Origin of the sequence: Sulfitobacter sp. PR48 (assembly GCF_028807335.1) — a bacterium.
Lineage (GTDB): Bacteria > Pseudomonadota > Alphaproteobacteria > Rhodobacterales > Rhodobacteraceae > Sulfitobacter.
This window is the reverse complement of sequence record NZ_JARAMM010000013.1, coordinates 98,030-121,583: the sequence shown is the minus strand read 5'-3', so window position 1 is coordinate 121,583 and position 23,554 is coordinate 98,030. Positions and strand designations below refer to the sequence as shown.

Genomic DNA, 23,554 nt, shown 5'->3' with positions numbered 1-23,554 from the left:
CCTCAAAACACATATCTCCTCTTGCGCGGGATCATAGCGCGCGCTGTAAGGATTGAAATAACCATATGGAATGGCTTGATTTCGCTGTAAAACTATTTCCGTGTTTTTGAACGACTTGTAAACCGGCCTGAAAATACGGTGCAAAATACCCGTGTTTTCAATGCGCTGCCTGTCAAATGGCCCTTCCGGGGCGGGGGGCTGCCATACCTGCCTTGGGCTGCTGCCGCGCGGACTGGCCTGTCATGGCTTTTGCGATGACCCTTTGGGGTTGGCAGCCCGGGACGGTCGCGCTAGCCTTGGCCCAAGCGTGGCAGAATGGCCGCGCAGCTAGGGAGAGATATCAATGACCAACCTCATGAGCGGCGCAGCCGTCTGCGCGCTAAGCATAGCCTTTGTCACTGAAGCTGCGGCAACTGAATGGAATGTATCCGTCTGGGGCAAGCGCCGCGCCTTTACCGAACACATCGAAAAGATCGCCGAGCTGGTAAGCGAAAAGACCGGCGGCGAATTCACCATGAACGTGAGCTATGGCGGCCTGTCCAAGAACCGCGAGAACCTCGACGGTATCTCCATCGGAGCCTTCGAGATGGCGCAATTCTGTGCCGGCTATCACCCTGACAAGAACCGCGTCGTGACCGTTCTGGAATTGCCGTTCCTGGGGGTCGAGAACCTTGAACAGGAAGTCGCGGTCTCCAAGGCCGTCTATGCGCATCCTGCCGCCGCCGAAGAGATGGCACAATGGAATGCAAAGCTGCTGATGACCTCGCCCATGCCGCAGTACAACCTTGTCGGCACCGGCGATCCGCGCACCACGCTTGAGGAATTCGAAGGCATGCGTGTCCGCGCCACCGGTGGTCTGGGCAAGGCCTTCGAGGCGGTCGGCGCGGTCCCGACCTCTGTCACATCAAGCGAAGCCTATCAGGCGATGGAATCCGGTGTTGTCGACACGGTTGCCTTTGCCCAGCACGCGCACCTCAGCTTTGGCACCATCAACCAGGCGGATTGGTGGACGGCCAACCTGAACCCCGGCACTGTGAACTGCCCCGTCGTGGTGAACATCGACGCCTACGAATCGCTGTCGGATGCGGAGCGTGAGGCGCTGGATTCCTCTGTGGACGAGGCGCTGGACCACTATCTGGCCAATTACGGTGAACTGCTCAAGCGCTGGGATGCAGTGCTGGAGGAGAAGGGCGTCGAGAAGGTCATGATCGCGCCGGAAGTGCTGGCAGAGTTCCGCGAAACCGCCGCCGCACCGGCACGGGATGCCTGGATCGCTGACATGGAAGCACAGGGCCTGCCGGGCCAGGAGCTTTATGATCTGGTGGTCTCGACACTGGAAGAAGCCAAAGCCAGCGGCAGCTGACCTGACATCGGGCCGCCCCGCGATTTCCGGGGCGGCCTCTTCGTTTTTGGCGAGCAGCCCGGCGTCGGGCGGTTTCTCAAAAACGGCGAAAATGCCGAACAGGGGAGAGGGACTTATGGCCGGATCGGCGGCAGTGCTGGAGGATTCCAGCCTACTCAGCAAACTTGACCGGATGTTGCTCCCGATTGAGCGTTTTTGCGCGTTGCTTTCGGGTCTGGCGATCTTTGCGCTGATGTTCCTGGCGGCCTATTCGGTCAGTTCGCGCAAGTTCTTCGGCGCGCCGATGATGGGTTATGTCGATTACATCGAGGCCGCGATGCCGATCATCGCGATCATGGGCGTGTCCTATGTCCAGCGTGACGGCACCCATATCCGGATGGACATGCTGGTCTCGGCGCTCAGGGGCCGGGTGCTGTGGTTCTTTGAACTGGTCTCCGTCCTGCTGATCCTTTTGCTGATCGTGGCATTGACATGGGGGGCCTGGGAACATTTCGACCGCTCGTTCGACTGCGCGCGGCCCCTGTGCAGCCGCGACAGTTCCATCGACGTCGGCATCCCCATATGGCCCAGCAAACTCGTGGTCCCGGTCGCTTTTGGCGTGCTGGCGCTGCGGTTGCTGTTGCAGGCCTGGGGCTATGGCCGCGCGCTGGTGCTGGGGCTGGAGAACCCGGCGGGGGTGCCGCTGAACCTGACCATTGAAGAACAGGCGATGGCCGAGGCCCGCGCGCTTGAGGAGAACGGCTGATGGAGCCCATTGAAATTGGCCTTTGGGTTTCGGGTGGCATGCTGGTCATGGTCGTGCTGGGCATGCGGGTGGCATTCGCCGCCGGTCTGGCGGGTTTTCTCGGGCTGTGCTGGCTGCGCTGGAACGGCTTTGACTATGACCCCGCGCGCCTGTGGAAAGCGATCGAGATCAGCGTCAAGATCGCAGGGCTGACCCCCCATTCCAAAGTCAGCGCCCAGGTGCTCAGCCTGATCCCGGTTTTCATCATGATCGGCTATCTTGCCTATTACGCCAAGCTGACGACGGCGCTGTTCGAGGCCTGCAAACGCTGGGTTGCCTGGGTGCCGGGGGGGCTGGCGGTATCGACCGTCTTTGCCACCGCCGGTTTTGCCGCCGTGTCGGGCGCATCGGTGGCAACCGCGGCGGTCTTTGCGCGCATTGCGATCCCCGAGATGCTGAAAGTGGGCTATAACAAGAAGTTCGCAGCCGGTGTGGTGGCGGCAGGGGGCACGCTCGCCTCGCTGATTCCGCCCTCGGCCATCCTGGTGATCTATGCGATCATCGTGGAGCAGGACGTGGGCAAGCTCCTGCTTGCCGGATTCGTTCCCGGTGCATTCTCTGCCGTGGTCTACGGCGGGCTGATCGTCGGGATTGCGATGATCTGGAAGAACGTGGGCCCGCCGGTGACGGGCTTCAGCTGGAAACAGCGCTTTGAAAGCCTGCCGCCCGCGCTGCCGATCCTTGCGGTGGTCGTGATCATCATCTTCTTTGTCTACAACCCCTTTGGCGACGCCTGGGGCACCCCCACCGAAGGCGGTGCCGTGGGCGCCTTCATCGTATTCCTGATGGCGCTCTATCGCGGCATGCGGTGGGGGCAGCTGAAAGAGGCGCTGCTGGAGACCGCCAAGCTGACGGTGATGATCTTTACCATCATCTGGGGCGTGCTGATCTATGTCCGGTTCCTGGGGTTTGCGGAACTGCCCGATGCCTTTGCCTCCTGGATCACCTCGCTTGAGATGTCGCCGCTGGTGATCCTGATCTGCATCCTGCTGGCCTATGCGGTGCTGGGCATGTTCATGGATGCCATCGGCATGCTGCTGCTGACCCTGCCGGTGGTCTATCCGGCGGTCATGGCGCTGAACGGCGGCGAGCTGGTGTCGGCGGCCGACAGCGCCTTTGGCATGTCCGGGCCGATGTGCGCGATCTGGTTCGGTATCCTTGTGGTGAAAATGGCCGAATTCTGCCTGATCACCCCGCCCATCGGCCTGAACTGCTTTGTCGTGGCGGGGGTGCGCGATGATCTGACGGTGCAGGACGTATTCAAGGGCGTGGCGCCGTTCTTTTTCGCGGATGCGGTGACCATCGCGCTGCTGGTCGCCTTTCCCGGCATTGTCCTGTGGTTGCCGTCGCTGGCGGGGTAAGCGCCGTCAGGCCGCATCCGGTTCTTCATCGGCATCGGGCAATTTCCTGTCCTCGGAGGACAGGAAAAGCCCGATGGTGCGCAGCGGCTCGAAGTTTTCGCAGACCGCCTTGAAGACCACCAGGAAGGGCACCGCCACCAAAGCGCCCGGAATGCCCCAGAGCCATCCCCAGAACACCACGGTCAGGAACACGGCAACCGTGTTCATTGCCAGCCGCCGACCCACCAGAAAAGGTGTCAGCACCTGACCTTCAAGACTGGTCAGCGCCATGTATCCCAAAGGGGCCAGCAGCGCATAGCCGATGCTGTCAAAGGTCACGATGGCAAAGGCCCCGACAAGCACGGAGCCGATGATGCCGCCCAGATAGGGCAGAAAATTCAGCAGGAAGGCCGCGATTCCCCAGACATAGGCCTGCGGCATGCCAAGCGCGCTGAGATAGGCAAAAAGCGCCAGACCCAATCCGGCGTTGATCAGCGTGATCGTCAACAGATAGCGCGAGACGCGCCGCTCGATGTTGTAGACCGTGGTCAGGATGCGCTTCTTGCCCGCCATGGTGGGAAAGGCCTGCACCATCTTGAGATAGAACAGCTCGCCCGAGGACAGCAGAAACATCGCCAGGATCAGCGTCACGATCAGGGATGCGCCGATCTGGGTGACGGTATCGAAAGCGGTGTCCAGCAGGCCCGGTTGCTGCACGATCACCTCGGGACTTGCGTCTTTCGATTTGGTGATCTTTTCGACCTCTTCGGTGGCGGTGCGCACCCCTTCGACCGCATCGGTCATCATGCGCAGCTTTTGCTGGATCTCTGCGCCCATTCTGGGCAATTCATCACTCCAGACCGCGACGGTGCCCGCGGACCCGCCGACAACGATGATGATCAGCAGGGCGGTCAGCGATACCAGCACCGCGCCCGAAACCGCATGGGGAATCCCGGCGCGGTAAAGCCCCCTGACCAGCGGGCTGAGGGTCAGCGCCAGCAGGAAACCCAGCATGATCGGCAAGATCAGATCGCGGGCGAAATAGCAGGTACCAAAAAGCGCGACGAGCACCAGGAACTGCAGGGATCGTCGGATCGAGGTCAGGTTGTCCAATGAGGTCTCCGGCAGCGGCAGATGCAAGGCAGTGCAGATTCAACACCCGCCGCTTGCAAAAGGTTCCGCGAATTCCGCCGGGGGATGATTCCGCAGTTTCGACATTTCGCGGTTTCACTGGCGCGGCTTTACAGGCAGCTTGTGCGCAATTTCAGGGATTCGCGACCAAACGGGAAGGACATGCGCATCATGGCACGACACGGGGGACAATTGCTGGTGGACAGCCTGGTGGCGCTGGGCGCAACCAAGAGCTTTGGCGTGCCGGGGGAAAGCTATCTGGCGGTGCTGGACGGGATGCATGACACCGGCGGCACATTCGATTTTGTCCTGTGCCGGAACGAGGGCGGTGCCGCCTTCATGGCCGCCGCATGGGGCAAGCTGACCGGCAGTCCCGGCATCTGCATGGTCACGCGCGGGCCGGGGGCGACCAATGCCTCCATCGGGGTGCATACCGCGCATCAGGATTCCGCGCCGATGATCCTTTTCGTCGGCCAGATCGGCACCGACCAGCGGGGCCGCGAGGCGTTTCAGGAGGTCGATTACCGTGCCGTTTTCGGCACCCTTGCGAAATGGGCGGTCGAGATTGATCACGTGGACCGCATTCCCGAGATCCTGGCGCGGGCCTGGACAATGGCCACCACAGGCCGTCCCGGCCCGGTGGTCGTGGCCTTGCCGGAGGACATGCTGACCAGCATGAGCGATGCAGAGCCCCTGACCGGTCCCGCCCGGATCGAAGAGCCGGCACCCAGTGCCGCCACGATACAGGATGCGCTGGCGATGCTGGGCGCCTCCGAGCGTCCGCTGATCCTGACGGGCGGTTGCAACTGGACCGACGCCGGGCGCGCCGCCCTGGAAGAATTCGCCGAAGCCGCCGATATTCCCGTGGTCGCGGCCTTCCGCTTTCAGGACCGGTTCAACAACCTGTCCCCGGTCTATTGTGGCGAGGCAGGGGTGGGGATGCCGCCCCATGTCAAGGATCTGATCCGCAATGCAGACACCATTCTGGCGATCAACATCCGCTTTGGCGAGATGACGACAGATGCCTACAGGCTGCTTGATGTCCCGCATCCGAAACAGAAGATCATCCATGTCCACGGCTCCAGCGCGGAGATCGGCAAGATCTACATTCCGACCCTCGGTATCACCGCCGGGCCCAACGCCTTTGCCGCCGCACTGACCCCGATCACCGGCGGCTGGGCCGACTGGCGTGCCAAGGGCCGCGCGGCATGGGAGGCAGGCTTTGACGCGCCTGCGCAGCCGTCGCCCGTCGACATGGCGCTTGCCACCGCCCATCTGCGCGAGGTCCTGCCCGATGATGCGATCCTGACCAATGGGGCGGGGAATTTCACCGTCTGGCCCAACAAGTTCTACAAGTTCGGCCCCAGGGCGCGGCTGCTGGCCCCGCAATCGGGGGCCATGGGATACGGCCTGCCTGCGGCCATCGCGGCCAAGGTGGCACATCCGGAGCGTACCGTGGTCTGCTTTGCGGGCGACGGGGATTTCCAGATGAACTGTCAGGAACTGGCCACCGCCGCACAGGCGGGCGCACAGCCGATCGTGCTGATCGTGAACAACGGCATCTATGGCACCATCCGCGCCCATCAGGAGCACCACTATCCCGAACGGGTGTCCGGCACGACCATGGTGAACCCGGACTTCACCACGCTTGCCAGGGCCTACGGTTTCCATGCCGAAAGGGTTGAGACCACCGCCGATTTCGCAGCCGCCTTTGACCGGGCGCTGGCCTCTGAGACCGGCGCGGTGCTGGATCTGAACGTCTCTGCCGAGGCGCTGACGCCCCGCATGACCCTGTCACAGATGCGCGACGCGGGGCTGGCCGCAACAAAAGCCACAGGCTGAAGCGCCGCGCCTGCGGCTCCGGGGCCGCCTTCAGCTGCGGGGCGGCCCCGCCGGGGTCAGCGCGGCAAAGGGTTTGCCCGTGGCTGCCTCGTACTCGACCTCATCCCAGAAGCCGATCAGGATACCTTGCTCCGCCGCCATGCCCTGCTTTGAAAGCACTGCTTGGGTTGCGGTGATCCTGCTGTGGTGGCGCGTGGCCCAGGCCAGAAGCGCCTTTTCCATCCGCGCCCGGACGGCGACATGTTCTTCGGTCTGCGACCGCCCGATGTCCGTCACCTCGTCGGGGTCGGTCTCAAGGTCGAACATCACCGGGTCGAACCCTTCGCAGCGCACGTATTTCCAGCGCCCGTCAAAGATCATCACCGTGCGGGCGTCCTCTTGCGGCATGTTCAGCGCCTTGGCCATCTCCGACCAGCTGTAGTCATGTTCGCTGATCGTATAGCGGCGCGCGAAACCTTCGGTGCCCTGCAGCAGCGGTGTCAGGTCGCGGCCTTCGATCACATGGGGCATCCCGGGGCAGCCAAGGGCCCGCATGAAGGTCGGCGCGAGGTCGATCATCTCCACCAGTTCATCGCTGACACTGCCGCGCGTCGCTTCGGCTTCGGGGCGCGGATCGGCGATGATGAGCGGCACCTTGACAGCCATCTCGTGATAGAAATCCTTGTCGCCCATCCAATGGTCGCCCATGTAATCGCCGTGGTCTGAGGTGAAGGCGACGATGGTGTTTTCACTCAGCCCGGCCGTGTCCATCCAGGTGAAGAGACGGCCAAGGTTGTCGTCGAGCTGCTTGATCAGCCCCATATAGGCCGGGATCACATGTTCGCGGACATGGTCGCGGGAAAAGCTCTGACAGACCCGCGCCTGCAGATAGGCGGCCATCAGCGGATGATCGGTATCGCGTTCGGATGCGTGGCGGATCGGATCGACGACATGGGTGGCATCATACATGTCGTGATAGGGGGCGGGCACGATATAGGGCCAATGCGGCTTGATATAGCTCAGGTGGCACAGCCAGGGTTCATCGCGCGTCATCGCGTCCTGCATGAAGGCGATGGCGCGGTCGGTCATGTATGCGGTTTCGGAATGTTCTTCGGGGACGTTCGCAGGCAGCCGGGAATTCTTCAGCAGCCAGCCGGACAGCCGCGCGCCGTCCGCGTCCAGCCCTGAATTGGCAAAGTCGCCCCAGGGGTTGGCGCTGTCAAAGCCGTGGCGCACCAGATAATCGTCATAGGCTGACCACTGCTGGCGCGGGCTGTCGGGGTGCAACCCGTCATCGCGCTCAAAGGGATCGAAACCGCATTGCGACTGGCGCACGCCGATTTCGCTGGCGGGGTCGATGCCCAGCCAGGCCATGCCATCGCGGTCGGCGATCATATGGGTCTTGCCCACCAGCGCCGCATGCGCCCCCGCAGCCCGCAGGTGATCCCCCAGCGTGGGTTCCCCGACCCGCAGCGGCATCCCGTTCCAGGTGGAACCATGGCTGCGCACATAGCGCCCGGTATAGGCGCTCATCCTGCTGGGGCCGCACACCGGCGATTGCACCCGTGCCGAGGTGAAACGCACCCCGCGCGCCGCCAGCGCGTCGATGTTCGGCGTATGCAGATGGGGGTGGCCATAGCAGCTCAGATAGTCAAAGCGCAGCTGGTCGGCCATGATCCACAGGACATTCGGGCGTTTCGACATGTGAGGGCTTCTTTGGGTTGCTTCGGGTTCATGACAATGCGTCAACCCGTTGATGAAGCAGCACCTCCTGCCGGTCAAGACAGGCGCGCCATGGGTCAGCCCGTTTGCGGCGGGGCTGTCCTATCTGATGGCGTAAAGGCGGACATGGACCTGTTGCAGATGCCGCGCGCCCACGCCCATGAACAGCGTCCGGTTCACCCAGTCATAACGCGCATCGCCGGTTTCCAGCCGCGCATGGGTGCGCATGTAATAGCTGTCGGCGGATACCTCTTCGCCCCGCATGATCGCTGCCAGCACTTCCGGCGGGCCATGGCGCAATCCGTAGTTCACGATCTCGATGGTGGCGCCGTCGTGGGTTTCCATCGCGTAACGGGTGTCGAGTTCGGCCAGACCGTCCGCAAAGACGGTCTGCCAATCCGCGCCGAGGTTCAGCAGCTTGCCACGCAGCAACGGGCCGCTGACCGTGCCGCCGACGATGGGGATGATCCGTCGCTGCCCCGCCCGGCCCGGTCCCATCTCGCGGATCGGGTCCAGCGCCACACTCAGGTCGCAGGCGTGTTCCAGTCTGGGTTCGGGCAGGTTCATCGGCTAGATCCTTATCTCATTAAACTGTTTACCTGCTAAACAATATCCTGTAAACTTCCCCCAGCAAACAGGGGAGGTGCGCAGTATGGCTGCAGGGGCAAAGGTCCGGGAGATGGACCAGGATGATGATGACGTCATATCCGACCTTGAACAGTTTGTCGGCTACAACCTCAAGCGCGCCTATGTGATCGTCCAGGCTGATTTCCGTAATGCCCTGGGGCAGGACGCACTGGCCCCGCGGGTGTTCTCGGCGCTGTCGCTGGCGGTTCAGTTTCCCCACATCTCGCAGAGCAGACTGGCCCGCAAGCTGGGGATTGAACGGTCCGGCCTCGTGGCCATCGTCGATGAGCTGGAAGGGCTGGGATATCTCTCGCGCGCAACCGTGCCGGGGGACCGCCGGGTTCAGGCGCTGGTGCCGACAGAGAAGGGGTGCCGCGCCTATGCGGAGGCGGTTGCCACCGTGCGCGCCCATGAAAAGGCGCTGCTGGCCGATCTCACAGCGGCAGAGCAGCAGACCCTGATCCGCCTGCTGCGCAAGATCAGATCGAAAGGAGAAACGGAATGACCTTGCAGGACTGGAGCGGCCATGCCGCGATCGTCACCGGTGGCGCTTCGGGTTTGGGTGCGGCGACCGCCGCCCGCCTCGCTCAGGCCGGGCTGAAGGTGATGCTGTTCGATCTGAATGCGGATCAGGGAGAGGCCCATGCCGCCCGCATCGGCGGCGCGTTCAGCCGCGTGGATGTCTCTGACCCCGCTTCCGTGGCAGAGGGGATCGCGGCGGCGGAGGCGGCCTTTGGCGTGCCGCGCGTCCTGGTGAATTGCGCAGGCATCGGCGGCGCTGCCAAGACCGTCTCGCGCGGGGCGGCTCATGATCCCAGCTTGTTTCAGAAAACCATCATGGTGAACCTGATGGGCAGCTTCAACTGCGCCTCGCAGGCGGCGGCGCGCATGGTCGCCGCAGACCCGGTGGATGACGATGGTGCGCGCGGCGTGATCGTCAACACCGCCTCTGTCGCGGCCTTTGACGGGCAAATCGGCCAGGTGGCCTATTCCGCGTCGAAAGGCGGCATCGTGGGCATGACCCTGCCGATGGCCCGCGATCTGGCCGACAAGGGCATTCGCGTCTGTACCGTGGCACCGGGGCTGTTCCTGACACCGCTTCTGGATGAACTGCCCGAGGAGGTGCAGACCGCACTCGGCGCGCAGGTGCCATTCCCCTCGCGCCTGGGCGATCCGGAGGAATATGCCGAGATGGTCAACCACATCACCGTGAACAAGATGCTGAACGGCGAGGTGCTTCGCCTTGATGGCGGCATCCGCATGGCCCCCCGGTAAAGACAGGAACCTGAGATGAAAACCGAGACCGGATTGAAAGCGTCGGATTTCTGGCGGCCGGCGTTCGACTATGAGACGCGGCCCGACGGCACGATCCTGATGCGCCAGCGCGGCGCGCTGGGCGATTTCGAGGCGACGCTGGCGGATTACTTTGACAAATGGGCAGATGCCACGCCGGACAGCACATGGATTGCCCGCCGCCACCAGGGCGGCGACTGGCGGCGCATCTCATACGGCACGGCGCGCAACCAGATCCGCGCCATCGGAGCATCCTTGCTGGCGATGGGGCTGGGGCCGGACAGGCCGCTGCTGATCCTGTCGGAAAACAGCCTGGAACATGCGCTGCTGGGCATGGCCTGCGCCTATGTCGGCATTCCCTATGCCCCGGTTTCCCCCGCCTATGCGCTGGTGTCCAAAGACCATGCGAAACTGCGCGACATCGCCGCCACGCTGCGTCCCGGCGCGCTCTATGCCGATGACGGCGACGCCTTTGCGCCTGCGTTCAGCGCCATCGCCGAGGAAGGCCGGCAGGTCATTGCCCTGCGCAACGCCGGGCAGGGGGCGGTCAGCTTTGAGGAGCTGCTGGCCGGTGATCCTTCCGGGGCAGAGGCCGCGCGGGCCGCGCTGAGTGATGAGACGGTGGTGAAATACCTGTTCACCTCGGGTTCCACCGGTTCGCCCAAGGCGGTGATCAACACCAACCGCATGATCTGCGCCAGCCAGGCGATGATCCGCGACTGCTACCGTTTCGTGACGCGCAAGCCGCCGGTGGTGCTGGACTGGGCGCCGTGGAACCACACTGCGGCTGGCAACAAGGTGTTCTATATGGTGACCACCAATGGCGGCACCTATTACATCGACGATGGCCGCCCGGTGCCGGGCAAGTTCGACGAGACCCTGCGCAACCTGCGCGATGTCGCCTGCAGCTGGTATTTCAATGTCCCCGTGGGCTACGACATGCTGGTTGCCGAACTGGAAAAAGACGCGGCCCTGGCCGAGAACTTCTTTCGCGACCTGGGCATGATGTTCTATGCGGGGGCCGGGATGGCGCAGCTGACCTGGGACCGCCTGCGCGCCGCCGGGCGCAAGGCGACGGGGCGCGAGGTGCTGCTGGCCACCGGGCTGGGTGCCACCGAAACCGCCCCCTTTGCGCTGGCTTGCACGGATGTGCAGGAAAAATCCGGCAACATCGGCGTGCCGGCGCTTGGTCTGACCCTGAAACTGGTGCCCAACGGCGGCAAGCTGGAGGCGCGGCTCAAGGGGCCGACGATCACGCCGGGCTATTATGGTGACCCCGCCAAGACGGCAGAGGCCTTTGACGAGGAAGGATTCTATTGCTTTGGCGATGCGCTGCGGCCTGCCGACCCGGATGATTACGCCAAAGGGTTCTTCTTTGACGGGCGCATTGCCGAGAACTTCAAGCTGACCACCGGCACCTGGGTCGCGGTGGGCGCGGTGCGCGCGGCGCTGGTCGATGCCATGGGCGGTTTGGTCCGGGATGTGGTGATCGTGGGCGAAAACCGCAGCGAACTGGGCGCCCTGCTGCTTTTGTCGGACAAGGGGGCCGCAATGGCGGAGGCCGCGTTGCGCACAGCCTTGGGCGAGAAACTGGCCCAGGCTGCCAAATCCGCCACCGGCTCTGCCGCGCGGGTGCGCCGGGCGGTTGTCCTGCAGGATGCCCCCAGCTTTGATCGGGGTGAGGTGACCGAAAAGGGGTCTCTGAACCAGCGCGCGATGCGCTCGAACAATGAAGAGCTGATTGAACGCCTCTATGCCGATGATCCGGACCCGGATGTGATCACGGTCTGACGTTCAGGCCTCGGCAGCGCTCGCCCCGCGCCGCGCCAGACCCCGGCGCAGGGCAAGTGCGGCCTCAACCACGGCCAGCAGGGTGATCAGGATCAGCAGGGGCGTCGTGCCTACCTCAACGATCATCCAGCCTGCGACCAGCGGAAAACCGAAGATGCCGATGAAATAGGTCAGCGCGAACAATTGCAGGGTCTGCGCGCCCAGATCGTCATCTGCGTCGTCGGCGGCCATCGCCACCAGCACGGGATAGGACACGCCGTAACCCAGCCCGAAGAGCACCGCGACCAGCACGTAAAGCGGCAGGCTGTCGCCGCTGACCACGAACAGGGCAAGCCCCGCGCACATCAGGCATTGCAGCAGCGCGATGGTCATATAGGGGTTCGCGCCCCCGGTGAACCGCGCCATGACCAGCCGGAAGGTCACCGTGGTCAGCGTGTAACTCATGAAGAAATAAGCGTAATCCAGCCCCCGCGCATCGGCAAAGACGGTCTGGAAATTGTTCAGCCCGGCAAAGATGCTGGCCCCGAGGAAAACCATGAAGACCGGCAGCCGGGCGGGTGATCTGAGCACTCCGGCGACCGCCGCCAGCGTGATCCGCGAAGGTGCCTCGGGCCGGGCGTTGACCGCCTGCGCCTTGATCGGGCGGTCCAGGGCAAGGAACAATGCAGCGCTGACAAGGCAAAGCGCGCCGTTCAGCACAAAGGCGTCGCGGATGGTAAAGCCCGCATCCTCCATCGCAGAGGCGATCACCGGGGCAAAGCCGAACCCGGCCATCACAAAGACCGAGAGCAGGGTGAAGTAACGCACCCGCTCATCCGCGCGCACCAGCCGGGACATGACGATGGGCCCCAGCGAATAGGTCAGCCCCCAGCCGAACCCCAGAAGCAGGCTTGCCGCCGCCAGTCCCGGGCCAACGCCCGGCACGGTGCCATAAAGGAACAGGGAGGCGGAGATGGCGATACAGGCCATGCCCAGCGTGCGCAGGCGGCCCAGAAGGTCCGAGAGGTGCCCGGAGAAATAGACCGTGATCACGGTTGCGGCCGTCGTCAGCAGCAGCATCGTGCCCACGACCTTTTCGTTGGCGCCGAAGCTGTCGAAAAGCCGGGGCAGCATGAAGGTCAGCCCGTAGGCACCGGCCTGAAACAGGATCGCGGCATAGTAGAGCGGAAAGATCAGTTTACGGGACATGGCCGGACCTGCGTGAAGTCGTGTTGCCCCCCGTGGTAGCAGCCCCCGCAGGCGCGGGCCATAGCCGCGCATGCCTGCTTTATTTGAAACTGTCGATGAACCAGACCAGCCAGAGCGTGATTGCCGGGAACGAGGCAAGGATGACAACACGTATGATATCGGTCAGCACAAAGGGCAGGGCACCCTTGTAGGTCTCTGAAATCGGGGTGTCTTTTGCCATCGAGTTGATGATGAACAGGTTCATCCCCACGGGCGGCGTGATCAGCCCCACCTCGACCACGATCAGCACCAGGATGCCGAACCAGAGGCCAAAGTCCGCGGTCGACATGCCAAAGTCCAGCACCATCATGATCGGAAAGATGATCGGAACCGTCAGCAGCACCATTGACAGCGAATCCATCACGCAGCCGAAGACGAGGTACATCAGCAGCACGAGGGTCAGCACGAACCAGGGCGAAAACCCCTGTTCCCCGACCCAGACAGAGGCCGATTGCGGCAGCTGTGTCAGCGACAGGAAGTTGTTGTAGATGCCGGCCCCCAGGATGATCAGAAAGATCATCGCGGTCGATCCGGCGGTGGACAGCACCGCTTCGCGCAGGCGGTCCCATGACATCTCGCCCGATACCAGTGCGACCAGCCCGGTCCCCGCGGCCCCGACCGCGGCGGCTTCGGTGGGGGTGAAAATGCCCGCATAGATCCCGCCGACCACGGTGACGAAGATGGTGATCACCGGCCAGACCTTGCCCAGGGCGATCATGCGTTCGCCCCATGGCACCCGGTCGCGCACGGCGGCGGAATTCGGTGACAGGCGCACCCAGATCGAAATGGCGATCATATAGCCGATGGCGGCCAGGATGCCGGGGATCAGGGCGGCCACGAACAGCTTTTCGATGTTCTGTTCGGCCAGGATCGCATAGATCACCAGGATCACCGAAGGCGGGATCAGGATGCCCAGCGTCCCGCCTGCCGCCAGCGCACCGGTGGACAGTGAATCGGGATAGCCATAGCGGCGCAGCTCGGGCAGGGCGACCTGACCCATGGTGGCGGCGGTCGCCAGCGACGAGCCGCAGATCGCGCCGAACCCGGCGCAGGCCCCCACGGCAGACATCGCCACACCGCCGCGACGGTGGCCAAGGAAACTCTCTGCAGCCTTGAAAAGAGAGGCCGACATGCCCGACAGCGTCGCAAACTGGCCCATCAGCAGGAACAGCGGAATGATCGAGAAGGAATAGTTGGAAAACGTGCCATAGGTCAGCGTCTTCAACTGGTTCAGGGTCATCATCGGTGTGCCGACGACCAGGTAGGTTCCGCCGACCCCGACCGCGATCATCGCCAGCGCAATGGGCGCGCGCAGAAAGACCAGGATCAGCAGGACCGGAAACGACCAGAGCGCGAGTTCAAAGTTCGACATTTCTATTCCTGTTGTTCCATACCGGCCAGCCTGCGGGCCGAGCGCCAGACGCAAAAGAGGGCAACGATCACGAAGCCGATGGCCCCGACCAGCGAGGCCGCAAAACCCTGCCAGACCGGGATCTGTGCGATCAGGGTGGTTTCGCCGTAAGACAATTTGTCCATCATGCCGAGGTAGAGCCGCCAGGTGCCGATCGCGGCGACAAAGGCCATGCCGATGTTGAACAGCAGGTCCAGCGCCCGGTCGAAGCTGCGCGGCATGAAGCTCTGGAACAGGTCCACCCGTGCATGTGTTTCACGCATCTGGGCCCAGGGCAGAAAGGCAAAGATCGCCGTCGCCATGCCGATTTCCGTGATGTCGTAAATGCCCCGGATCGGGCCGATGCCGATGTCCAGCGGCACAAAGGCACGCCCGATGATCGACATGCAGGTGATCAATGTGATCAGGATCAGGATGCCACCACCCGCAAACGCCAGGCCCCGCGCGATGAAATCAGCCAATCTGTAACTTGCCGCGTACATCCGTCACTTCCCCGTTTGAGGCAGAGGGCCCGCAGGCCCTCTGTGATGTCAGATCAAGACTTCAGGTTGCATTTTCGGCGATCAGGGCCTTGGCCCGGTCGATCAGCCCCTGGCCGTCCAGGCCCTTGCCGTCCATCTCGGCAACCCAGCGGTCGATCACCGGCTGCGCGGCCTCTTTCCAGCGGGCGACTTCTGTCTCATCCAGCTGGATGATGTTGTTGCCGTTCTTGACCGCCAGTTCACGTCCCGGCGCGTCATTGTCCCACATCACCTGCGAGGCGAATTCGGACAGTTTTGCACCGGATTCAGCGTCCAGGATGGCCTTGAGGTCATCCGGCAAGGCGTCATATTTCGCCTTGTTCATCACCAGCACGATGGTCGCGGTATAAAGCGATTCCGCCCCGGTGAATTCGGTGTGGTTCGACACCAGCTCGGACAGGCGCACCGCCGGGGTGACCTCCCAGGGGATCACGGTGGAGTTGATGACACCTTTCGAAAGCGCCTCGGGGATTGCGGGCAGGGGCATGCCGACAGGGGTGGCCCCCAGTTCGGACAACATGTCGTTGATCACGCGGGTGGGGCCGCGCACGGTCTTCCCCTTCATGTCCTCCAGCTTTTCGATGGGATCGGTGGAGTGGATCACGCCGGGGCCGTGAACCCAGGCCCCCAGCACCTTGAAATCGGCATATTCGTTGGACTGGAAATCCTCTTCGACCATCTGCCAGAAAGCCAGCGATGTGGCGACCGGGCTGGTCATCATGAAGGGCAGCTCAAAGACTTCGGTGCGCGGGAAGCGGCCCGGCGTATAGCCGACCACCGTCATCGACAGATCGACGACACCGTCGCGGGCCTGATCCATCAGTTCGGGCGGACGCCCCCCAAGGGACATCGCATCGAAATGCTGCACGTTCAGGCGGCCATCGGAGGCCGCTGCCAGACGCTCGCCCCAGGGCTTGAGGATCTTTGCGGGCACCGTTGCCACGGGGGGCAGGAACTGGTGCAGGCGCAGGGTGACTTCCTGGGCCAATGCAGCGCCGGGCATGGCGGCCAACATGGCCGTGCCGACAGCGGTCGTTTTCAGAAACTCTCTTCTTTTCATGGTCTTCCTCCCTGTTGTTGTCTGTTCCGCCGCGCCGGGCCTCCTCGCCCGGCATGGGTTATCTGAACTTCGGCTCGCGCTTCTCAAGAAAGGCGCGCAGGCCCTCTTTCGCCCCGTCCGAGGTTTGCGACATGGCCGCCGCAAGGCTTTCGGTAAACAGGCCGTCGTGGCGCGACATGTCACTGATCCGAGAGATCGCCTGTATCATGAGGTAATTCGAAAACGGCGCGTTGTCTGCTATTTTCCGTGCAAGCTTGCGCGCCAGGGGCAGGGCTTCACCCGCGCCGACGCTGTAATGCGCAAGCCCCATCGCCAGGCCTTCCTCGGCGCCATAGTTGCGGCCAGTCAGCATCATTTCACGCATCCGATCGGCGCCGATGATGCGGCTCACGCGGACCGTGGCCCCGCCACCGACAAAGATACCGCGCCGCCCCTCGGGCAGCTGGAACCGCACATCAGGCTCCGCGATGCGCACATGTGTCGAGGTGGCAATCTCAAGCCCGCCGCCGATCACCGCGCCAGTCATGGCGGAAATGACGGGCAGGGGGCCGAATTCGATCAGATCGGCCACGCGATGCCAGTTGCGCGAATGGTAGACCCCCGCGACCGGGGCGCGCTGTTCATGTTCGGCCAGGTCAAGGCCTGAACAATAATGCCCGCCCGCGCCGGTCAGGATGACGGCATTCACACCTTCGGGCGGTTTGGAGAAGAATGCATCAAGGTCGCCGACCAGCGCCTCGTTCATTGCGTTCCGCTTTTCAGGGCGGTCGAAAATGATCGTGGCAATGTCGCCGTCAATTTCCACACGTGTGGCTTTGCCGGTGCTCTGGCCATTCTCCATCGGATTCTCCCCCTCCTGGTCGGTCTGGATTTATGTTGTACAGCTTAACAGTTTTCTTGTATAGCGGTTTTTGACGTCAACGTTTTCGGGGAGGCAAACAGGATGGTCGATTTCAGCAAGGTGAAAGCGATTGATTTTCACACCCATGCAGAGGAACCCTGCTGCGACCACCGTGATGACGGGTATAATGAATTTCAAGCGGGCATGGCGGCCTACTTCAAGAATCCCGCCGGGGCCGAAGGCATGTTGCCCACGGTGCAGGACACGGCCAGCTATTACCGCGAACGCAACATCGCGGCGGTGATCTTTCCGGTGGATGCGGAGCGCGAGACAGGGTTTCGCCGCTATTCCAACGAGGAAGTCGCGCAGATCTGCGCCGAGAATGACGACATCCTGATCCCCTTTGCCTCTGTCGATCCGCACAAGGGCAAGGCCGGTGCGCGCGAGGTGCGCCGCCTGGTGCGTGAGTTCGGCGTGCGCGGGTTCAAGTTTCATCCCACCATGCAGGGCTTTTTCCCCAATGACCGGGAGGCCTGCTACACCGTGCTGGAAGCCTGCGCCGAAGAAGGGGTGATCACCCTGTTCCATACCGGGCAGACCGGTGTCGGCTCCGGCATGCGGGGCGGCATGGGGATGCGGTTGAAATACTCCAACCCGATGCACCTTGATGACGTGGCGGTGGATTTCCCCGACATGAAGATCATCCTGGCGCATCCGTCGTTCCCCTGGACCGAGGAAGGTCTGGCCGTGGCCCAGCACAAGCCCAACGTCTATTACGACATGTCCGGCTGGTCGCCCAAATATTTCCCCGAGACCTTCATCCGCTATGCCAATTCGATCCTGAAAAAGAAGATGCTCTTCGGATCGGACTGGCCCGCAATCACGCCCGACCGCTGGCTGGCGGATTTCGAGGCGGCACCCTTCAAGGACGAGGTGCGCCCGCTGATCCTGAAGGAAAACGCGCTGCGCCTGCTGGGAGAAACTGTCTGAGGTCCAAGTGAGAAAATAACACACACAATTCTGGGAGGAGACCTGTGATGTTGAAGACAATCGGAACAACTGCATTGATGTGCAGCACGGCCACGCTGGCCATGGCACAGATGCAATGCGAGGGATTGACGCCCGAGGCGCTGGGCCTGAGCGGTGTCAGCTTTACCGAAGTGGCGGCAGTGCCTGCGGGCGATGACAACCCCGCCGCCCAATGCCGCATCCGCGCCACGACCGCCGAACGCAAGGGCACCGACGGGCGCGACTATGCGCTGCGGTTCGAACTGGCCCTGCCGGATGTCTGGAACGGCGATTACGTCCACCAGTTCAACGGCGGCAACGACGGCGAGGTCAAACCCGCCACCGGCGGCATGGGCGCGGGCACGGGTGAAGCGACACCTCTGGCGCGCGGTTTTGCCGTCGTCTCCTCCGACGCAGGCCATGATGGCAAGGCGGTGGCGGACGCGGGCCTTGCCGGTGGCGCGCGCTTTGGGTTCGATTTCGAGGCACGGCAGATGTACGGCTACAAGGCCGTGGCGCTGCTGGACCCGCTGGCCCGCCAGATCGTCGAGGCCTATTACGACAATGAAATCGGCCACAGCTATGGCATTGGCTGCTCCAACGGCGGGCGGCACGCCATGGTCGCCGCATCACGGATGCCGCAGAGCTTTGATGGCCTGCTGATCGGCGCGCCCGGCTTCAACCTGCCCAAGGCGGCGCTGCAACATGCGGTTGACGTGCAAGCGCTGACAGCGGTTACCGGCGATCTGGCCACGGCCTTCAGCCCCGCCGATCTGCAAACGGTTGCCGATGGCATTCTGCAAGTCTGCGATACGCTGGACGGGATTGCGGACGGGCTGGTGATGGACACTGCCGCCTGTCAGGCCAGCTTTGACAGTGCCGCGCTGCAATGCGCGGCGGGTCAGAATTCCGCCTGCCTGTCGCCCGAACAGGTAACCGCGCTGAACACCATCCACGCAGGCACCCCTGATGGCGGCACCCCGTTCTACAGCGATTTCCCCTGGGATCCCGGCATCGCGGGCGGCGGCTGGCGCTTCTGGAAACTGGAAAGCCCGATCCCGCCTTGGGGCAAGAAACCGATCATCGCGGTTATGGGTGCCGCGTCACTCGCGCAGATCTTCACCACGCCCCCGACGGAAGTGGCAGGCGACCCCGCCGCGCTGGAACAATTCCTGAAGGATTTTGACCTCACCGCCCGCGCGGACGAGATCTTTGCCACCAGCGATGCCTTTCCTGAATCGGCGATGGAGGTGATGACACCACCGGGATCGGACAACCCCGAACTGGCGGCTTTCCGCGATGCAGGGGGCAAGATGATGGTGTTCCACGGCGTCTCTGATCCGGTGTTTTCCGTGAATGATACGGCAGATTGGTACGCCAAGCTGGATGCGAACAACGGCGGCAAGGCGGCAGAATTCGCCAGATTCTACCCGGTGCCCGGCATGACCCATTGTTCGGGCGGCCCTGCGGTGGAAGGGTTTGACATGTTCTCGGACCTGGTCGCATGGGTCGAGAACGGCACTGCGCCGCAGGCCGTGACCGCAACGGCACGGGCGTCGAACCGCGATCTGCCCGAGTTGATGGCGGGCATTTCGCGCCCGCTCTGTCCGGCCCCTCAGGTCGCCCGCTACACCGGCGGCGATGCGGGTATGGCGGAAAGCTTCACTTGCGAATAACATGATTTTCACGGCGCGGGGGCTGCGCCCGCCGCGCCATTTCAGCCTGAGAAAGGTTCATGATGCCCACGCTTGCCCCATTGGACGAAAACATCACGCTGGCAGAGCTTGATCGCGACCCTTACCCGATCTACCGGCGCCTGCGCGCCGAGGCACCGGTGCTGCGGGTCAAATCCGCCGGACGCACCCTGCTGACCAAGGCGGAAGACACCAAATACGTCAAGGACAACCCGGAGATCTTCAGCTCGGACGATCCAAACACGCCGATGAAGCGCGCCTTCTGGGCCCATACGCTGATGCGCAAGGATGGCGAGGATCACAAGCGCGAGCGGATGGCGATGGCCCCGGCTTTTTCCCCAAAAGTGATCAAGAACGACTGGATGCCGCAATATGTGAAGATCGCCGAGGAATATGTGTCGCGCCTGCCGCGCGGCGAGATTGTCGATATCTTCGCGGTCCTGTCGGGGGCCTATGCGGCGCGGGGGCTGGCGATCCTGCTGGGGATGCCCGAAGCCTCGGACGAGGACATGATGGAATGGTCGCAGGCGCTGATCGAGGGGGCGGGCAATTTCGGCTGGGCCGATGCGCCCTTTGAACGCGCCGACCGTGCCAATACACAGATCCATGCGCTGCTGGACAGCATCCAGGACCGGCACCGCGCCGAGCCGGACAATTCGGCGTTTTCCGTGATGCTGAACGCCGATGATCCGATCGAGGAAAAGCAGATCTATGCCAATATCAAGATCGCCATCGGCGGCGGCATCAACGAGCCGCGCGATGCGCTCAATACCATCCTCTATGGCCTCTTGACCCACCCGGACCAACTGGCCGAAGTCCGCAGGAACGATCACTGGGAACAGGCCTTCGAAGAAGGCGTACGCTGGGTCGCGCCGATCCAGGCTTCATCTCGGCTGGTCACGCAGGATACCGAATTGCGCGGCTACATGATCCCCAAGGGGGATACGGTGATGACCATCCAGGCCAGCGCCAACCGGGATGAGGATATCTATCAAGATGGCGAAACCTATAACGTCTACCGCGACAAGGCCCCGCATCAGGCCTTTGGCAACGGGCCGCATTTCTGCCAGGGCACCCATGTGGCACGCCGGGCGGTCGGGCAGATCATGCTGCCGATGCTGTTTGACCGTTTCCCGAAGATGAGCATCCCCGACACGGATGCTGTCATCTGGAAGGGCTTCGGCTTTCGCGGCCCGATCCAGATACCGGTCCTGCTGCAGTAACGGCAAAGCCTTCTGTATCCCCTTTTGCTGCCCCGGCGTGCTGAACCGGCAGGCCGCGGCATCTGGCATGGCTTATTCGCAAAGAAAGGTTGATACTTTCCGCGCGGAAAGTCATGGTTGCGGGTGTAAAAATACTGCGAGGGCCACATGTCATCGAAGACAATCAGGAACATGGAAGAATTTGCCGCCGTCAGCGGTATTTCCCGGCCTACCGTTTCAAAATACTTTCACGATCCCGAAAGTGTCCGGGCCTCGACCCGCGCGAAGATAGAGGCGGCGATTGAGAAATACGATTACCGCCCGAACCTTTACGCGATGAACCAGAACCGCAAGCTGACCAAGAATGTCGGCATCGTGGTGCCGCTGCTGACGGACCCCTATTTTGCGGAAATCGCCCGCAAGCTGGAACGGCATTGCATCGAAGCGGGCTATCACCCCACGCTGTTCAGCTCCCATGGCGATCCCGCGCATGAGACGGATGTGCTGAACTCGCTGCGCGCGATCCGGCCCGCCGGAGTACTGCTGGCCCCTCTGGGCCGTGCTTCCGATCACGGGGCGCTGGAACGGTTCTGCGCGGATGTGCCGACCCTGCTGTTTGACAGCAACGTAGGCGAGCTGGGCCTTGCCTTTGTCGGTTCGGACAACATCCAGTTCACCGCCCATATCACCGATTACCTCTGCCGCACGGGCGAACCGCCGTGCTTTTTCGAGATGAAGCGCCCGACCAACCCGAACGCTCACCGCCGCCGCCAGAGCTATCTCGACGCGATGCAGGCATTCGGCCTTGAGCCACATGTCATTTCTGTCGAAGGCGATGGCTGGGATTTCGAGGAAATCGGGCGTCTGGGGGGGCATACCGCCTTTTCCGAAGGGCTTTTTCCGACCAATACCATCCTGTGCAGCAATGACCGGCTGGCCATTGGGCTGCTGACGGCCTGCTATGAAAAGGGCGTTGCCGTGGGGCGGGGGCCGGATTGCAGCGTGCGCGTTGCGGGGCAGGATGGCCATCCGCATTCGCGCTATACCTGTCCGCCGCTCACCACCATTTCCCATGCCTATGACGCTGTTTCCAAAGCAGCTTCCGATGCCTTGTTCGCGGCAATCAACGGCCAGGTGACCCCCTGGAGCAGCACGCGGCTGGAGGGCAGGCTGATCCTGAGAGACTCCGCGTGATGCGCAAATAGTTTACGCGCGATAAATTTTAGTTGACGCCGCGTACATCTCTACCTTAGGCTCCGAACAGAACGTCCAACCAGGGAGGATAACGGATGTCTTTGAAGAGCACGCTTGGTGCTGCAACCGCGCTTGGGCTGATCGCAGCCAGCAGCGCATATGCAGACAGCCACAGCCCATCCATCACCATCGCAACCGTCAACAACGGCGACATGATCCGGATGCAGGGCTATACCGATACATTTACCGAAGCGACCGGCATCGCCGTGGAATGGGTCACGCTGGAGGAAAACGTCCTGCGTCAGCGCGTGACCACGGATATCACCACCAAGGGTGGCCAGTTCGACATCATGACCATCGGCATGTACGAAACCCCGATCTGGGGCGCGCAGGGCTGGCTGGTGCCGCTGGACGATCTTTCCGCCGAATATGATGTCGGTGACATCCTGCCCGCGATGGCAGGCGGTCTGTCCCATGACGGCACGCTTTACGCCGCACCTTTCTACGGCGAAAGCTCCATGATCATGTACCGCACGGACCTGATGGAAAAGGCCGGGCTGGAAATGCCCGAAGCCCCGACCTGGGACTTCATCGCCGAAGCCGCCGCCGCGATGACCGATCGCGACAATGAAATCAACGGCATCTGCCTGCGCGGCAAGGCCGGCTGGGGCGAAGGTGGCGCTTTGATCACCGCGATGGCCAACTCCTTTGGCGCGCGCTGGTTCGACGAGGACTGGAACGCCCAGTTCGACACCGAGGCCTGGGCCAACACCGTGAACTTCTACAAGAACATGATGGATGCCTCCGGCCCCGCCGGCTATGCGACCAATGGTTTCAACGAAAACCTCTCGCTGTTCCAGCAGGGCAAATGCGGCATGTGGATCGACGCGACGGTTGCGGCCTCCTTCGTCACCAACGCCAATGATTCCACCGTTGCCGACAGCGTCGGTTTTGCGCTGGCACCGGATAACGGCCTGGGCAAGCGGGCCAACTGGCTCTGGGCCTGGGCCCTGGCGATCCCTGCGGGCACCCAGCAGGAAGCCGAAGCCAAGCAATTCATCGAATGGGCAACCTCCAAGAGCTACATCGAACTGGTGGCCGGAAACGAAGGCTGGGCCAATGTGCCCCCGGGCGCGCGCAAGTCGCTTTACGAGAACCCCGAGTACCAGAAGGTGCCCTTCGCGCAGATGACGCTGGACAGCATCCTGTCGGCTGACCCGGAAAACCCGACCGTCGATCCGGTGCCCTACGTCGGTGTCCAGTTCGCCGCGATCCCCGAGTTTGCCGGTATCGCAACCGAAGTGAGCCAGGAGTTCTCTGCCGCCTATGCCGGTCAGCAATCGGTCGAGGATGCGCTGGCCAAGGCACAGGACATCACCAACGAAGCGATGGAAGCTGCCGGTTACCGGTAAGCCACCGACCTGATCCCATGGGGCGGCGCACCGCCCGCCCCATGGTCTTTGATCACTGCCGATATTTCACCAACGTCCTGTCACCGGACGCCTGAGCCGGCGTTCCGTCAAA

The 23,554-nt window shown here is 62.8% G+C and carries 20 protein-coding genes; 12 read left to right on the top strand and 8 right to left on the bottom strand.

What is annotated here, in order from left to right; genetic code table 11:
• Positions 1-343: 343 nt before the first annotated feature.
• The 3 genes from PVW51_RS17465 to PVW51_RS17455 all read left to right on the top strand — a co-directional run bounded on the left by PVW51_RS17465 (position 344) and on the right by PVW51_RS17455 (position 3,508).
• Entirely contained in the window at positions 344-1,363 is a 1,020-nt protein-coding gene (locus tag PVW51_RS17465) for a C4-dicarboxylate TRAP transporter substrate-binding protein (RefSeq protein WP_269365089.1), read from the top strand.
• Between the two features lie 115 nt (positions 1,364-1,478).
• A complete protein-coding gene (locus PVW51_RS17460; protein ID WP_274576342.1) occupies positions 1,479-2,108 on the top strand; it encodes a TRAP transporter small permease subunit in 630 nt (209 codons plus the stop codon).
• On the top strand, positions 2,108-3,508 hold the full coding sequence (locus PVW51_RS17455; protein ID WP_269365087.1) for a TRAP transporter large permease: 1,401 nt from the start codon (positions 2,108-2,110) through the stop codon (positions 3,506-3,508). Before PVW51_RS17460 ends, PVW51_RS17455 begins: the two co-directional genes overlap by 1 nt.
• A gap of 6 nt (positions 3,509-3,514) precedes the next feature.
• On the opposite strand, the gene PVW51_RS17450 is transcribed toward PVW51_RS17455, so the two are convergent.
• Positions 3,515-4,600 carry an AI-2E family transporter gene (locus PVW51_RS17450; RefSeq protein WP_274576336.1) on the bottom strand — a complete coding sequence of 362 codons (1,086 nt, stop codon included), beginning with the start codon at positions 4,598-4,600 and terminating at the stop codon, positions 3,515-3,517.
• Positions 4,601-4,789: 189 nt separating this feature from the next.
• On the opposite strand from PVW51_RS17450, the gene PVW51_RS17445 reads away from it, so the two are divergent.
• Positions 4,790-6,460: a thiamine pyrophosphate-dependent enzyme gene (locus tag PVW51_RS17445; protein ID WP_274576334.1), complete on the top strand. Its 1,671-nt coding sequence runs from the start codon at positions 4,790-4,792 to the stop codon at positions 6,458-6,460.
• Positions 6,461-6,490: 30 nt separating this feature from the next.
• Here the strand turns inward: PVW51_RS17445 and PVW51_RS17440 are convergent, their stop codons facing one another.
• Positions 6,491-8,143, bottom strand: coding sequence for a sulfatase-like hydrolase/transferase (locus tag PVW51_RS17440; RefSeq protein ID WP_274576330.1), 1,653 nt, complete (start codon positions 8,141-8,143; stop codon positions 6,491-6,493).
• A 120-nt stretch (positions 8,144-8,263) separates the two neighbouring features.
• Positions 8,264-8,728 (bottom strand): DUF3237 domain-containing protein, encoded by a 465-nt coding sequence (locus tag PVW51_RS17435; RefSeq protein WP_274576328.1) that lies wholly within the window; start codon positions 8,726-8,728, stop codon positions 8,264-8,266.
• A 112-nt stretch (positions 8,729-8,840) separates the two neighbouring features.
• On the opposite strand from PVW51_RS17435, the gene PVW51_RS17430 reads away from it, so the two are divergent.
• The 3 genes from PVW51_RS17430 to PVW51_RS17420 are packed head-to-tail and all read left to right on the top strand — an operon-like array spanning position 8,841 to position 11,872.
• A complete protein-coding gene (locus tag PVW51_RS17430) occupies positions 8,841-9,293 on the top strand; it encodes a MarR family winged helix-turn-helix transcriptional regulator (protein ID WP_274576327.1) in 453 nt (150 codons plus the stop codon).
• Positions 9,290-10,063: an SDR family NAD(P)-dependent oxidoreductase gene (locus PVW51_RS17425; protein WP_274576326.1), complete on the top strand. Its 774-nt coding sequence runs from the start codon at positions 9,290-9,292 to the stop codon at positions 10,061-10,063. Before PVW51_RS17430 ends, PVW51_RS17425 begins: the two co-directional genes overlap by 4 nt.
• 15 nt (positions 10,064-10,078) lie before the next feature.
• The gene (locus PVW51_RS17420) at positions 10,079-11,872 is read left to right on the top strand and encodes a feruloyl-CoA synthase (protein WP_274576324.1); all 1,794 of its coding nucleotides are present in this window, start codon (positions 10,079-10,081) and stop codon (positions 11,870-11,872) included.
• A 3-nt stretch (positions 11,873-11,875) separates the two neighbouring features.
• On the opposite strand, the gene PVW51_RS17415 is transcribed toward PVW51_RS17420, so the two are convergent.
• From PVW51_RS17415 to PVW51_RS17395, 5 genes are all read right to left on the bottom strand, one after another.
• Positions 11,876-13,060, bottom strand: coding sequence for an MFS transporter (locus PVW51_RS17415; protein ID WP_274576322.1), 1,185 nt, complete (start codon positions 13,058-13,060; stop codon positions 11,876-11,878).
• 79 nt (positions 13,061-13,139) lie between these two features.
• Positions 13,140-14,471: a TRAP transporter large permease gene (locus tag PVW51_RS17410; protein ID WP_274576320.1), complete on the bottom strand. Its 1,332-nt coding sequence runs from the start codon at positions 14,469-14,471 to the stop codon at positions 13,140-13,142.
• A 2-nt stretch (positions 14,472-14,473) separates the two neighbouring features.
• Positions 14,474-14,992, bottom strand: a complete 519-nt coding sequence (locus PVW51_RS17405; protein WP_274576319.1) for a TRAP transporter small permease — start codon at positions 14,990-14,992, stop codon at positions 14,474-14,476.
• Positions 14,993-15,053: 61 nt separating this feature from the next.
• The gene (locus tag PVW51_RS17400) at positions 15,054-16,091 is read right to left on the bottom strand and encodes a TRAP transporter substrate-binding protein (RefSeq protein WP_274576318.1); all 1,038 of its coding nucleotides are present in this window, start codon (positions 16,089-16,091) and stop codon (positions 15,054-15,056) included.
• Positions 16,092-16,149: 58 nt separating this feature from the next.
• The gene (locus tag PVW51_RS17395; RefSeq protein WP_269365063.1) at positions 16,150-16,932 is read right to left on the bottom strand and encodes a crotonase/enoyl-CoA hydratase family protein; all 783 of its coding nucleotides are present in this window, start codon (positions 16,930-16,932) and stop codon (positions 16,150-16,152) included.
• A gap of 102 nt (positions 16,933-17,034) precedes the next feature.
• Between PVW51_RS17395 and PVW51_RS17390 the strand changes: the two genes are divergently transcribed.
• From PVW51_RS17390 to PVW51_RS17370, 5 genes are all read left to right on the top strand, one after another.
• Positions 17,035-17,922, top strand: a complete 888-nt coding sequence (locus PVW51_RS17390; RefSeq protein WP_269365061.1) for an amidohydrolase family protein — start codon at positions 17,035-17,037, stop codon at positions 17,920-17,922.
• Positions 17,923-17,969: 47 nt separating this feature from the next.
• Positions 17,970-19,616, top strand: coding sequence for a tannase/feruloyl esterase family alpha/beta hydrolase (locus tag PVW51_RS17385; RefSeq protein ID WP_274576317.1), 1,647 nt, complete (start codon positions 17,970-17,972; stop codon positions 19,614-19,616).
• Between the two features lie 62 nt (positions 19,617-19,678).
• On the top strand, positions 19,679-20,857 hold the full coding sequence (locus tag PVW51_RS17380) for a cytochrome P450 (protein ID WP_274576315.1): 1,179 nt from the start codon (positions 19,679-19,681) through the stop codon (positions 20,855-20,857).
• Positions 20,858-21,004: 147 nt separating this feature from the next.
• Positions 21,005-22,030, top strand: a complete 1,026-nt coding sequence (locus PVW51_RS17375) for a LacI family DNA-binding transcriptional regulator (RefSeq protein WP_274576314.1) — start codon at positions 21,005-21,007, stop codon at positions 22,028-22,030.
• Between the two features lie 95 nt (positions 22,031-22,125).
• Positions 22,126-23,442, top strand: a complete 1,317-nt coding sequence (locus PVW51_RS17370) for an ABC transporter substrate-binding protein (RefSeq protein ID WP_274576312.1) — start codon at positions 22,126-22,128, stop codon at positions 23,440-23,442.
• Positions 23,443-23,554: the final 112 nt, after the last annotated feature.